This is a genomic window from Thermoanaerobacter sp. YS13 (assembly GCF_000806225.2).
GTDB lineage: Bacteria > Bacillota > Thermoanaerobacteria > Thermoanaerobacterales > Thermoanaerobacteraceae > Thermoanaerobacter > Thermoanaerobacter uzonensis.
Genome location: NZ_JOOI01000001.1, coordinates 164,785 through 178,369, shown reverse-complemented (window position 1 = coordinate 178,369; position 13,585 = coordinate 164,785). Strand labels below are relative to the sequence as shown.

The 13,585-nt window shown below is 35.2% G+C and carries 11 protein-coding genes and 2 pseudogenes; 6 read left to right on the top strand and 7 right to left on the bottom strand.

Features of this window, described 5'->3' with window-relative positions:
• The first annotated feature begins 47 nt into the window (after positions 1-47).
• The gene (gene pdaB / locus THYS13_RS00815; RefSeq protein WP_235603190.1) at positions 48-1,130 is read left to right on the top strand and encodes a polysaccharide deacetylase family sporulation protein PdaB; all 1,083 of its coding nucleotides are present in this window, start codon (positions 48-50) and stop codon (positions 1,128-1,130) included.
• Positions 1,131-1,510: 380 nt separating this feature from the next.
• On the opposite strand, the gene THYS13_RS00810 is transcribed toward pdaB, so the two are convergent.
• Both THYS13_RS00810 and THYS13_RS00805 read right to left on the bottom strand, forming a co-directional pair.
• On the bottom strand, positions 1,511-1,924 hold the full coding sequence (locus THYS13_RS00810) for a PspC domain-containing protein (protein ID WP_042832721.1): 414 nt from the start codon (positions 1,922-1,924) through the stop codon (positions 1,511-1,513).
• A gap of 83 nt (positions 1,925-2,007) precedes the next feature.
• Positions 2,008-2,289: a LiaI-LiaF-like domain-containing protein gene (locus THYS13_RS00805; RefSeq protein ID WP_042832720.1), complete on the bottom strand. Its 282-nt coding sequence runs from the start codon at positions 2,287-2,289 to the stop codon at positions 2,008-2,010.
• Positions 2,290-2,397: 108 nt separating this feature from the next.
• Between THYS13_RS00805 and THYS13_RS00800 the strand changes: the two genes are divergently transcribed.
• Both THYS13_RS00800 and THYS13_RS00795 read left to right on the top strand, forming a co-directional pair.
• A complete protein-coding gene (locus tag THYS13_RS00800; protein WP_042832719.1) occupies positions 2,398-3,321 on the top strand; it encodes a glycosyl hydrolase family 18 protein in 924 nt (307 codons plus the stop codon).
• A gap of 78 nt (positions 3,322-3,399) precedes the next feature.
• A pseudogene (locus THYS13_RS00795) lies at positions 3,400-5,533 on the top strand (S-layer homology domain-containing protein).
• 26 nt (positions 5,534-5,559) lie between these two features.
• On the opposite strand, the gene THYS13_RS00790 reads toward THYS13_RS00795, so the two are convergent.
• Positions 5,560-6,114 (bottom strand): TIGR01440 family protein, encoded by a 555-nt coding sequence (locus THYS13_RS00790; protein WP_042832718.1) that lies wholly within the window; start codon positions 6,112-6,114, stop codon positions 5,560-5,562.
• A gap of 560 nt (positions 6,115-6,674) precedes the next feature.
• On the opposite strand from THYS13_RS00790, the gene ltrA (THYS13_RS00785) reads away from it, so the two are divergent.
• Both ltrA (THYS13_RS00785) and THYS13_RS00780 read left to right on the top strand, forming a co-directional pair.
• On the top strand, positions 6,675-7,976 hold the full coding sequence (ltrA, locus tag THYS13_RS00785; protein ID WP_042832715.1) for a group II intron reverse transcriptase/maturase: 1,302 nt from the start codon (positions 6,675-6,677) through the stop codon (positions 7,974-7,976).
• 208 nt (positions 7,977-8,184) lie between these two features.
• Positions 8,185-8,697 (top strand): superoxide dismutase, encoded by a 513-nt coding sequence (locus tag THYS13_RS00780; protein WP_052210440.1) that lies wholly within the window; start codon positions 8,185-8,187, stop codon positions 8,695-8,697.
• A 194-nt stretch (positions 8,698-8,891) separates the two neighbouring features.
• Here the strand turns inward: THYS13_RS00780 and THYS13_RS00775 are convergent, their stop codons facing one another.
• From THYS13_RS00775 to THYS13_RS00765, 3 genes are all read right to left on the bottom strand, one after another.
• On the bottom strand, positions 8,892-9,692 hold the full coding sequence (locus THYS13_RS00775) for an ExeA family protein (protein ID WP_003868878.1): 801 nt from the start codon (positions 9,690-9,692) through the stop codon (positions 8,892-8,894).
• Positions 9,693-9,709: 17 nt separating this feature from the next.
• Complete coding sequence (locus THYS13_RS00770; protein ID WP_042832717.1) at positions 9,710-11,035, bottom strand: IS481 family transposase; 1,326 nt, start codon at positions 11,033-11,035, stop codon at positions 9,710-9,712.
• Positions 11,036-11,171: 136 nt separating this feature from the next.
• Positions 11,172-11,753 (bottom strand): DUF6431 domain-containing protein, encoded by a 582-nt coding sequence (locus THYS13_RS00765; RefSeq protein ID WP_042832716.1) that lies wholly within the window; start codon positions 11,751-11,753, stop codon positions 11,172-11,174.
• Positions 11,754-11,893: 140 nt separating this feature from the next.
• On the opposite strand from THYS13_RS00765, the pseudogene THYS13_RS14055 reads away from it, so the two are divergent.
• Positions 11,894-12,001 (top strand): annotated as a pseudogene (locus THYS13_RS14055) (Fe-Mn family superoxide dismutase); the annotation flags it as partial.
• Positions 12,002-12,112: 111 nt separating this feature from the next.
• Here the strand turns inward: THYS13_RS14055 and ltrA (THYS13_RS00760) are convergent.
• The gene (ltrA, locus tag THYS13_RS00760; RefSeq protein WP_042832715.1) at positions 12,113-13,414 is read right to left on the bottom strand and encodes a group II intron reverse transcriptase/maturase; all 1,302 of its coding nucleotides are present in this window, start codon (positions 13,412-13,414) and stop codon (positions 12,113-12,115) included.
• Positions 13,415-13,585 lie beyond the last annotated feature (171 nt).

The window sequence follows — 13,585 nt, the reverse complement described above, 5'->3', positions numbered from 1 at the left end:
TTAATAATTGATAACAGTTTAAATAGTATAATTGAAGCAACAAGGAGATGATTATATGGCCCCAAGAAGACTCCGCCAAAAAAAATAGAAGTATAATTTATACACTTATAATAGTGTTTTTAATGTTAGTCCTCATTGGTTCAGTAGCTTTTTCCTATAAATATATATTTGAGGATAGATATGTACAAGTAAATTCTACCACAAAAATTTGGAACACACCATCTGACAAAGAAAAAAGTTCCTCCCCACCGCAACAACAACCTAATACTACCAAAAATCAGGAAGAAAATAATTTTAAACAAACTTCTTTAAACCAAAATCTTTTAGACCCTAATACTACAAAAGACACTAAAGTAAGTGATACTACAAATGGGTCACATGAGGAAAATATCTCTCCTCAAATTGATAATTTAGATAAAGATTATGGCATAAGTACTTTCATATTCAAATTGCTCAATAAATCTGAGATAGAAAAACTCTTTGGGCCTCCTATCCCTTTTAATAAAAGGGTTTTTGGTTACAACAAAAGTGCAGGTAAAGTAGTCGCTCTTACCTTTGATGACGGCCCGATACCAGAATATACAGAGAAATATGTTGATATATTAAAAAGCATGGAAGTAAAAGCTACATTTTTTGTCATTGGCAAAAATGCTCAAAAACATCCTGACCTTCTAAAATATATTTTTGAAAATGGCAATGAAATTGGACTACATTCCTACAGCCACTTTAATATGTCGAAAATGAAGCCAGAGCAAATGGTAGAGGAACTTTACAAAACACAAAAAATTGTCGTTGAATCTACAGGAATAAAACCTACACTCTTTAGACCTCCTTATGGAGCTTTTAACAAAACTCTTTTAGAAATATCAGATGCATTGGGGCTTCATGTTGTTTTATGGAATGTAGATCCAGATGACTGGCGAAACCCAGCAGTAGAAAGTGTAGTCAATCGGGTGATAAGTCACACAAAAAACGGTTCAGTAATTCTCATGCATGAAGGAAAAATTAATACTTTAGCTGCACTTCCTTTAATAATAGAAAAACTCAAATCTGAAGGTTATAGTTTTGTAACTGTATCAGAGCTTTTAAATTATGAAAAAAATAATAATATAGCAAATAATAACCAATAGCAGCAAAAAGATTAGGGAACACATGCTCCCTACAGTTTGTTGACAAAGTTAAAAAATATTCAAAGGAGATATTTTGCATCGTCGCTCCGATGTTCCAAAGCAACAAAACTAAAGCTCGACCTTCAGGCTCCGGCAGGGTACCGGGCACAATCGGCATCCATGCCTTAAGGTGCCCGCCTCCGCCATCCATGGCTTCGTCCCTGCCTATGCCCTCGGTCTTGCTAAGTTTCCCGGCACTCAAGTAAGTATGCTTGTTTTTTCTATTTTTGTTTTATAAACTTTCTTACTTGAGTGCCGGGTCGCTTTGTAACAAGTCACTCCTTATGCAAAATATCTCCTTTACGAAAGTTTGTCTACAGTCTGTAGGGAGCACATATTCCTTATGTTTTTTTAAATAAAATCCATAAGCCAATTATAATCAGCAAAACCGGCCAAATAATTTTAAAACTCAACCAGGGTAATAATCTATTTAATAAAAGCAATACTCCAAAAATCACTAAAAACCAACCTAAAATTTCATTTGCTTTGTTAGTTTTATCTTCTGTTTCTACTGCGTTATCTTGTTGCTCTTCGGTTTTAGGCTCTTCATCTATAATTTTCCTCTTTAATTGATAAGGATTTTCTGGTATTATTATCCATGCAATTATATATGGAATCAATCCAAAACCGCTAAATATCGCCAAAAGGCAAATAAGCCTTACTAAAGTCACGTCAACGTCAAAATACTCCGCTATTCCTCCACAAACTCCTCCTAACATTTTTTGTTCCCTAGACCTGTACAGTTTTCTACCCATATTTTAACCTCCAATCTAATTTATTAAATATACTATCTCTATAGCTTTGCAGATAAGTTTTTTCTTTCTTACTACTTTACCTGTCAAAAATTGATGATACTTAAAGGATCTAAATAAAAAAGTTTGCTTGTAAAAATTAAAATCAAAATTGCCAATAATATGAACCCTAAATTAATGCTACTATTTTCTTCTCCATAGAGTTTATTGCTAAATATTAACTCCAACCCTAGCAAAATAAAAAAAGTAGGCCATATCATTTTATAAACAAAATAAGGCACATACACATTAAAGTTGGGCAAAAGTAACAAAATCCCCACAAATATAAGAGAAAGTGCACTAGCTAAAATTCCCGTTCTTCTTTTCATTTTTACCGTTGCCTCCTTTATTTCACTCTATAAAACATTATACATATTATGAAAGTATAAAGTCAAAATAAAAAAATTTTTATAAAAAATAACTTTGGAGGTGTAATAATGGATAACAAATGGTATTTTGATATAGCTCCCGGTACTATTGGTGACTTGAAAGCCCATGCAAAAGATATAACAACCCTCATCCCTTTTTGGTACGGGGTAAAAGAAGATGGAACTTTGGCTGACATGTCTTCCAGTGAGGTCAAAAAAATTGCCTCTGATAACAATTTACCTATTTATCCCATAATTCATAACTACTCAGACCCTAAAAAGTCTCAACTAATACACGATTTACTTTCAATACCAGCTCTCAGAAATAATTTAATTTCAAACATACGAAATATAGCTGAGACAAATAATTATCCAGGAGTCAATATAGACTTTGAATTTGTTCCGCCAGAAGACAGAGAAAATCTAAACATTTTTATAAGAGACTTATACATTTCTTTAAAAGCCATAGGAAAAATTGTTACAATTTCTGTTCCAGCAGAGCTAACTGACAATCCTAGACATCCATTTTCTGGAGCTTTCCAATATTCCTTTATCGCTCAATACGCCGATGAAGTATACATCCTAGCCTACGACGAACACTTTTCACAGCCTGGTCCGATTTCTTCAATAGGCTTCGTCACAAATGTCTTAAATTACGCTACAACAGTAATACCACTTCAAAAAATATGGCTGGGAATGGCAGTTTATGGGTATGATTGGACACAGGGCGTAAATTACCCAAGAACTTTAACATACCAACAAGCTGTAGACTTAGCAAAGAATTTAGGAGTATCTATAATATACGACCAAACTGCCCAGGAATCTACTTACACTTACGTATTAGACGGCAAAGTACACTCAGTTTGGTTTGAAGATTCAAAAAGTTTTTCTGCAAAATTATCTCTAGTAGACAACTATAAACTATCCGGCATAGCCGTGTGGAGACTAGGTCAAGAAGACCCTAATATATGGAACATTTTAAGAGAAAGATGATTTTTCTATTTTTCTGGGAACTTTTTTATCTTTTTTACGTCTAATAAAATGAAAAAACTAAATGAGGAGGTTTCTTTTATGAAAAAATTTATTTCCATCGCAATTGCCCTTGCCTTCCTGTTTACACTTATGATACCATCAAACATGGCACAGGCACAAGCTGATACAAAGATAAGTTTAAAACAGGCCATTGAAATAGCAAAATCAAAATTAGGCATAAGTGATAGCGGCTACGACTTTAACTCTAACTACTATGAATACGGTAATAAAAGGTCATGGATTTTCAATTGGAATTCTTCTTCAAAAGGAAACATAAGCGTCACAATAGATGCCGATACAGGTGAAATTACAAACTATTACAGTTGGAGCCCCATTGCACAAGAACAGCCAAGAATCCCAAAATACACGCAGGATGAAGCAAAAAAAGTGGCAATTGAATTCTTGCAAAAAGTAGCTCCTGAAAAATTCAAAGAAACAAAAGAACAAATTATTAATAACTATGGTTACAACGAATACTATTCTTATGACTATAACTTTTCTTTTGAAAGAATAGTAAACGGTATACCTTTCCCGTATAACGCTTTATACGTCACAGTAAATAAAAATACTTTAAAAGTAACATCTTACTCATTAAATTGGGAAGATTATTCCTTCCCCAATCCAAAAGCTGCGATATCTTAAGGAAGAAGCAATAAAAATCTTTAAAGAAAAAATAGGTTTAAAACTTCAATACAACTTAGTCTACAACCAAGTATACGGCAATGAACCTCAAGCAATTTTAGTCTATGGCATATACCAAAATGCGCCAATTGATGCTATTACAGGAGAAATAAAAACAAATGAAAACTATTATGTGCCAATGTATGGTGGCGGAGGTGGAGGCAGCGAAGTAGGAAGAGAATCTCCACAAAAACTCTCTCCAGAAGAGCAAAAAGCAGTCGAAATCTCAGAAAAATACATATCAAAAGACAAAGCTATTGAAGCCGTTAAAAACAGCCTTCCTTTTTCAATAAGCGATTACAAGTTAAGCAGCGTAAACTTATATAGCGGCTATGATTATCCCCCTGCAAAATCAAATCCTATATGGAATCTTAATTGGACTTTAACTAAAGACAATAAATACTACTATGTAACCGCTTCTGTTGATGCAGTTACAGGTGAACTAACTTCTTTTTCCAGAGGAGGTCCCGACATAGACAATGTGCAAGGAAAAGAGCTTTCCTACACCAAAGAACAGATGAGAAAAATCGCTGAAGATTACCTTAAAAAAATAGTACCTGAAAAGTTCAGCAAAACAGCATATCAAGAAACAAATATTCCCGAAAGCTCCAAAATAATTGAATGGCCATCATATCCATTCAGATATGTAGAAGTAGCAAATGGAATTTTGTGTCCCTTCAACAATATAAACGTCAATGTAAGTCCCTATACAGGGGAAATAGTCTCATATTCCATACATTGGACTTCCGTAAAACTGCCTTCTCCGGAAAATATAATAAGCCTTGAGGAAGCTTACAAGATAATGTTTGACAACTCTGAATTTACATTAACGTACATTCCAGACTATGACTATAAATCTCCAGATAAGCCACCAACAATACGACTTGCGTATCAATCAAACTTCTACAACTATATAAATGCGAAAACTGGCCAAATTGTAGATTACAGTGGAAAACTTGTAGTTAAAAAATCAGAGGTTGTTTTTACAGACATAGAAGGCAACTGGGCAGAAAAGGATATAAAACTCTTAGTACAATACGGAATAATTGATGTAAAAGAAGGCAAATTCTATCCAGATAAAGACATACTCCAAAAAGATTTTATAAAAATGCTCATTAGAGCAATACAACCTCCCTATTATGACCCTGTGCCAAAATCCCCAGATGATTATGACACTTACTATGCCATAGCAATAAATAAAAACATCATAATAGAAAAAGAGAAAAGCCCTGATTCTATGGTCACAAGACAACAAGCAGCAAAGATGCTTGTAAAAAGTTTAGGCGTAGGTTACATAGCTGATATTCCAGATATATTTACAATAAACTTTAAAGACAAAGATAAAATACCTCAAGACATGATAGGATATATAGCTATAGTATCAGGTCTTAAAATAATGAATGGTTCAGATGGATACTTTGAACCTCAACAGCCTTTAACAAGAGCCCAGGCTGCTGCTGTAATAGTAAGATACCTTCAATTGAATAAATAACTTAAGGCACGGTCCTCCGTGCCCTTTTATAATTTTTTATATCTTGCCCTTTCTCCTCCTACCATCTTAGGCCTTGTCCTTGCAGCAACAATTGTGGCTTCTCCTATCTTATTCCGACTCAATCTCACAGGTACAACCACAGATCTCAAATGCATTCCAATCAGTACAAGCCCTATGTCAAGCCCGGCGTGGGCCAATCCTTTCAAATTTTCCACCATCACAGGATTCTTAAACTGCTGATAAGCATAAGTCTGTATTGACCCTCCTGCATGTTCATGTGGAATGACATTTACCTCTTCAAACCCGTATTTCTCTTTTGCTTCTTCCTCCACCAAAAGAGCTCTGTTTATATGCTCACAGCCCTGTACTGCAAGGTATAAACCCCTTTTACGTATTGCCTCTAAAATTGGGTCCACCACCGCTTTTGCCACATCAAGGCTCCCTGCAGTTCCCACTTTCTTGCCCAATATTTCACTTGTACTTCCACCCAAGACAAAAAGACTCCCCGGCTTTAAATTCGCTATGTCAAGTAACTCCTCTATGACCTCCTCTGCCTGCTTTGAAATCTCTTTTAAATCCATTTCTATCCCTCCTAAACTACCCTTTACTATCATTATACCATATTTCAAAGGACATTGGGGACGGTTCCGTGCGCTGAGAAAAGCTCATGCGTTAAAGCAGGTGCGAATCCTGCCCGGTAAAGCCTAGCCAGCAACCGGTACTTAGCCTTGGGGTATATATGGTGACATATATAGCTAAGCGTAGGCAAAGGAGATAGCAGGCCGAAAATCGAAAGATTGAAGGTGTTGAGCCCCGAAATCCCTAGACAGGAAGGCCGATGCTGTGGAACCGGCAGAAGGCAAAACATTGATATTTGGGATGGCGAGAATAGCAATGCTTCCTCGGGGTCATAGGCCTTGGCATGTTATACAATATTAACGCATAGGGAACTCAGGAGGTCCTGCAACTCCCAGAAAGGGTACGATAAACAAGTGTAAAATACAAGGATATCGGAAGGTTAGCAGGAAGTCGGATTACAGCATAGTACTGATGAAACTGAGTAATGACAGGGGAGGGAAGGCTGTAACATATCATCGACCTCATAAGGGAAACATCAAACACACTGGAGGTGTAACAAGAGATGGAAACAGAACTAACGAGGATAGCGGAAGTCGTAGCAAAACATCCAAGAGACAAACTACAGACACTAGTGCACTTCATAAATGAAGAGACACTAAAACAACAGCACAAGAAAATGACAGGAAACAAAGCACCTGGCATAGACAAAATAACAAAGGAAGAATACGGAGAGAACTTAACAGAGAACATAGAGAACCTAATGGCAAGGATGAAAAGACAGGCATATAAGCCACAGCCAGTTAGGAGAGTATATATACCCAAAGAAGGGAGCGACAAATTAAGGCCATTAGGGATACCAGCATATGAAGACAAACTTGTGCAAGGAATAATGGCAGATATACTAAACATAATATACGAACCAGAGTTTCTAGACATATCATATGGATTTAGGCCCAATAAAAGCGGACATGATGCCCTAAGACAGCTAAACAACATAATACAGGAAAAGAAAGTAAGCTACATAGTAGATGCCGACATAAAAGGATTCTTTGACAATGTAGACCACGAATGGATGATGAAATTTTTAGAGCATAGGATAGGAGACAAGAACTTTCTAAGGATAATAAAAAGATTTCTAATAGCAGGAGTAATGGAAGAAGGTAAATACTATGAAAGCGATATAGGAACACCCCAAGGAGGACACATATCCCCAATACTTGCGAACATATATCTTCACTATGTACTAGACTTATGGTTCGAGAAAAGAATAAAGAAAGCATGTAGAGGAGAAAGCTATGAAATAAGGTATGCAGATGATTTCGTATGCTGCTTCCAGTATAAAGATGATGCAGAGAAATTTTATAAAAGTCTTAAGAAGAGGCTAAAAGAATTTGGACTTGAATTAGCAGAAGAGAAGACAAGAATAATTGAATTTGGAAGATTTGCCGAAGAGAGTAGAAAAAGAAGAGGGCTGGGGAAACCAGAGACCTTTACCTTTTTAGGATTTACACACTATTGTAGCAAAAGTCAAAACGGCAAATTCAGAGTCAAAAGGAAGACAAGCAAAAAGAAATTTATAAATAAAGTCGCCAAGATGAAAAAGTGGCTCAAAGAAAATATGCATGAGCCAGTAAATCAATTAATAAAGCAACTTAACATAAAATTGCTTGGACACTACAGATACTATGGAATCACAGATAACAGTAAAAGTATAGGTAGTTTCTTCTATTTGACCAGGAGACAATTATTCAAGACGCTAAAAAGAAGGTCACAAAAGCATCGATTAAACTGGGATAAATACGAAAAACTTCTGATGAAATTTCCATTAGCAACACCAAAAATCTATGTAAGTATATACTCATAGCTACGATAAAAGTAAAAGATGATATGAAGAGCCGGATGCGTTAATAGCGCACGTCCGGTTCTGTGAGGGGGAGCCGCTGTAAAGTGGCTCTCTACTCGACTTTTGTTCGATTGTACCAAAGGTTACTCGATAGATTAAAATAGCATTTTATGCACTAATTATATATCTTTTCATATACTAAAATTAGATATGCAAGAGGAGGAATAATATGGATAAGCTTGTAGCAAAAAAATATAACTTAGTCTTAAGAGGAATATCTCAAAAAACTCTCGAAGAACACTACAAGTTGTACAATGGATATGTAGAAAAGACAAATGAAATACGCGAAAAATTAAAAACAGCTAATCGTTCAAAAGCAAATGCCAGCTACAGTGAATATAGAGAACTTAAACTAGAAGAGACTTACAATTTAGATGGAGTAAAACTTCACGAGTTGTATTTTGAAAACTTAGGAGGAGCAGGTGGCATACCTGACGGCATAATAGCCTCAATGATTGCACTTGATTTTGGATCTTTTGAAAACTGGAGGGAAGACTTTATAGCCTGTGGAATGGCTTCCCGGGGCTGGACCATACTTTGCTTTGACCCCATAGATTTAAAACTTCACAATTACCTTCAGGATTTTCACAATCATGGCATAGTATCAAGGACAATACCTCTTTTGGTTCTTGACACCTATGAACATGCCTATTTTATAGATTATTGTCAATTCTCAAATTAAATCTCCAAAGATTTTCAAATTATAATGGCATTTTTTAAGTGTATAAAAGTATTTTTTCTCAAATTATTACAGCCTGATTAAAAATTTTTTTCACTTTTTAAGAGCATAACCGCCAAAATATGTTAATATCTGTTATTGGCAATTTGGGTTAATTGAAGTATAATAAAAAATGAGAGTAGCGAAAGCTACTACTCTCATAAACTGATTTCATTTTGTGCCTGGTATATTACTTCTTCATCTATTTCTCTTAGCCTTTTAGAATACGCATAGAGTAAAGAAGCTGTTACCAGGTTATTTATTATCCTTGGGAGCCCTTTTGTTAGAGAATATATTGCTTCATATGCTGATGGTGTAAATATGTCATCCATCACTCCAGCTATTTTCATTCTTGTTTTTATATAATCTTGAATTTCTTCTTTTTTTAGCCCTTGCATTACATACTTTATAGAAATTCTTTGCCTTAGTGCACTGTTTACATTCAAGGCTAGTTTGTTTCTTATGTGTGGTTGTCCTGAAAGTATCAATATATACGGGTTTTGAGAATCCATATTAAAGTTAAATATTATTCTCAAATCTTCAAGAACATCGTTAGAAACCAGTTGTATTTCATCTAATATTATGACAGGAGTTATCTTCTGGCTGTAATAAAGTTCTGTTATCGCTCTTTGTATCTGGTGAAAGAGCGTTACTTTTTTGTATGAAGGTGTTTCGCCTAAAATCATAGCCAATGCTTGATAGAATTCTCTCACTGTGAGTGTAGAAAGGGCAAAGTAACATGGTTTAAATGTAGAACGATTGAGGCTTTCAGCATATCTTCTTAATGCGGTAGATTTGCCTGAACCGGCCTCCCCAACGACAAGTCCTATACCCCTTGTTTCTTGTAAATATTTTAGCCTGGCATTTAATTCAGCAATGTCTTCACTTATGTAAAGGTCGTTTACACTTATCTCTTTAGAAAATGGATTAAATTTCATTCCAAAATATTGGGTAAACATTGTAAACACCTCTTTTTTTAATCAATGATATCATTAAAGGATATTACTGGGGAATTAGGTTTTGCCGCAAAATCCACAGTATCTTCATTTTCGCTTACAACCTTTCTGTCTTCGATATATTCTACAGGAATTTTAGCATTATCATGAAAATTTACCTTATACGCTTCCCCTACTTTTTTGCCTTCATGAAAAAGTAAAAGGGGTGTATTATCCTTAAGCCACTGCGGATCATATCTGACTTCTAAGCGCATACCTTTAAACTTTTCTTCTGTTTCATAAAGTATATTTTCCACTTTAAGTGTAGCATCTTTGTTTACTTTACGATTTACTCTTATGAGAAAACATTCATTCAACATATCTATGTCACCACACATATTTACCCTTGATATTTGAGACATGAAAAAATCTAAAGGACTCATGCCAATACTGCTGTGTTCTTTTCGGTTGTAATCCTCCTCCAACCATTTAAAAAACATCATATTAAGCTCATCTATACTCTTTATGGATGTAGGATCTATTGTGCTTAAAAATCTCATTCTCACCGTATGAAAGAATCTTTCTACTTTCCCTTTTGAATGAGGTGAAAAGGGCTCAGCATGAATAAGAGATGTACCTAGTGAAGCACAGATATACTCCAATTGAGTGCTTCTATATATCTTTCCATTGTCAGTGTAGAGCATTTTGGGTATTCCCCTTCTTAGCACTGCTTCTTTAAATGAGTCTCTTAAAGCTAAAAAATTCTGGGTATAGTAAAAGCGAGCATAGGTACACAGCCTGGAAGCATCATCTATATATGCAATAAGGTACGTTTGCCTTTTTGTTTTACCTTCTTTAATATATGACCCATACATGACATCAGTTTGCCACAGTTCATTGATGTATTCATGGGAAAACCTCTTTGTTTTACCCTCTTTTTCTTTATCTAAAGATTTTACAGGAATGTTTTTCAAAAACCTATAGAATGTCGAAAGGGATACTTTATCCGGTGATATTATTCCCTCTCCTATCAATGTCTCATAAAGAAGTTTGTTTGGCATTTCAGGATGTTCAAGCTTCTTTTGCTTTATTTTCTCTGAAAGTTCAAAGTCTATCTTTCTGTATTTGCTTCTGTCGCTTCGATAACCCGGCTTTAACGCTTCTATACCGCCTCTTAAATACTGATATAGCCACCCTCTAAGTGTCTTGGGAGTATATCTTCTCATTCCAAGATAAGGTATCTCAATAGGTTTATCGGAAAGAGCATCAAAATATTCTTTCTGATTTTTTACCTGTCCGTTTAGCACCGGACTTATCAGTGAAAATCTCTTTAATGCTATAGCTTCTCTCGCTTTTTCATCAAGCATTTATATGTTCCCCCTTCACTTTTTTGATTTCTTAATCGTAATTTTAGCTCATACCTGGGGGACATTAAAGGAAAAAGTTATGTTGCTAAGAAAAAATCAAAATTTTTATTTAAATCTTTCGGATTTAATGCTAAAATTATGTGAGAGAGGCCAGAAATGATTTTTGGCAATGAGCATAAAACCGTTGGGAGAAGAGTGGTACAATGTTTATTATGTCCAAAATCTCTCTGGCCCTCTCTCTTTGTGAGTCAGTCTCAGATAACTTTATGTAAGGGTCTATTTGCCTTAATCCGTATATGATAAAACTTAAATTATTCATTATCCTTTTGGTGTAAAAATATATATGCTGTCTTGAAAATAGTATGGTGGGAAAGTTTCTTTTTAAGTCACTTATGAAAGAACTGAGAGTTTTTTCTCTTGTAAGTGTCTCTTTTAAAGACTTTACAATCATATTGAAAGAATACTGAAAATGGGGAAGACAGAAATCAGGAAGGTAGGAAAGAGTTCTTTTACACACAGGACATATATATCTTCTTATGGCTATTTTTATACAGTTAGGTCCATCTAAATAGTAACGGTAATAAAACCCGTGCTTTTTTAGTTTTATTCTACACTTGCAATCGGGATAAGGACATCTATCTGGTGGGTCAGGAAAATTGTAATCTTTACCTTTATGTAAATATTCTTCAATGTTATCAACATGGAAAATTATTTGCATAAGTAACCTCTCCAATTAAAATTAATGCTAAAGGAATCTGAAAAAATTTTTTTAAATTCCTTTAGCATTAATTTTATCACAAGATTATTTAATCTGAAAAATTTTATCGGTTTTGGGCTAAATTAATTTGAGAAATGACAGATTATGGCACTGATAAAAAAAGCTATATAGAAGCCTTTATGAACAATATAAAATGGGAAGAAGTAAATAGAAGGGTAACCTCTTGGATAGAAATGCATTCTTTTTGAATCAGACAAAAGTCGAGTAGAGAGCCACTTTACAGCGGCTCCCCCTCACAGAACCGGACGTGCGCTATTAACGCATCCGGCTCTTCATATCATCTTTTACTTTTATCGTAGCTATGAGTATATACTTACATAGATTTTTGGTGTTGCTAATGGAAATTTCATCAGAAGTTTTTCGTATTTATCCCAGTTTAATCGATGCTTTTGTGACCTTCTTTTTAGCGTCTTGAATAATTGTCTCCTGGTCAAATAGAAGAAACTACCTATACTTTTACTGTTATCTGTGATTCCATAGTATCTGTAGTGTCCAAGCAATTTTATGTTAAGTTGCTTTATTAATTGATTTACTGGCTCATGCATATTTTCTTTGAGCCACTTTTTCATCTTGGCGACTTTATTTATAAATTTCTTTTTGCTTGTCTTCCTTTTGACTCTGAATTTGCCGTTTTGACTTTTGCTACAATAGTGTGTAAATCCTAAAAAGGTAAAGGTCTCTGGTTTCCCCAGCCCTCTTCTTTTTCTACTCTCTTCGGCAAATCTTCCAAATTCAATTATTCTTGTCTTCTCTTCTGCTAATTCAAGTCCAAATTCTTTTAGCCTCTTCTTAAGACTTTTATAAAATTTCTCTGCATCATCTTTATACTGGAAGCAGCATACGAAATCATCTGCATACCTTATTTCATAGCTTTCTCCTCTACATGCTTTCTTTATTCTTTTCTCGAACCATAAGTCTAGTACATAGTGAAGATATATGTTCGCAAGTATTGGGGATATGTGTCCTCCTTGGGGTGTTCCTATATCGCTTTCATAGTATTTACCTTCTTCCATTACTCCTGCTATTAGAAATCTTTTTATTATCCTTAGAAAGTTCTTGTCTCCTATCCTATGCTCTAAAAATTTCATCATCCATTCGTGGTCTACATTGTCAAAGAATCCTTTTATGTCGGCATCTACTATGTAGCTTACTTTCTTTTCCTGTATTATGTTGTTTAGCTGTCTTAGGGCATCATGTCCGCTTTTATTGGGCCTAAATCCATATGATATGTCTAGAAACTCTGGTTCGTATATTATGTTTAGTATATCTGCCATTATTCCTTGCACAAGTTTGTCTTCATATGCTGGTATCCCTAATGGCCTTAATTTGTCGCTCCCTTCTTTGGGTATATATACTCTCCTAACTGGCTGTGGCTTATATGCCTGTCTTTTCATCCTTGCCATTAGGTTCTCTATGTTCTCTGTTAAGTTCTCTCCGTATTCTTCCTTTGTTATTTTGTCTATGCCAGGTGCTTTGTTTCCTGTCATTTTCTTGTGCTGTTGTTTTAGTGTCTCTTCATTTATGAAGTGCACTAGTGTCTGTAGTTTGTCTCTTGGATGTTTTGCTACGACTTCCGCTATCCTCGTTAGTTCTGTTTCCATCTCTTGTTACACCTCCAGTGTGTTTGATGTTTCCCTTATGAGGTCGATGATATGTTACAGCCTTCCCTCCCCTGTCATTACTCAGTTTCATCAGTACTATGCTGTAATCCGACTTCCTGCTAACCTTCCGATATCCTTGTATTTTACACTTGTTTATCGTACCCTTTCTGG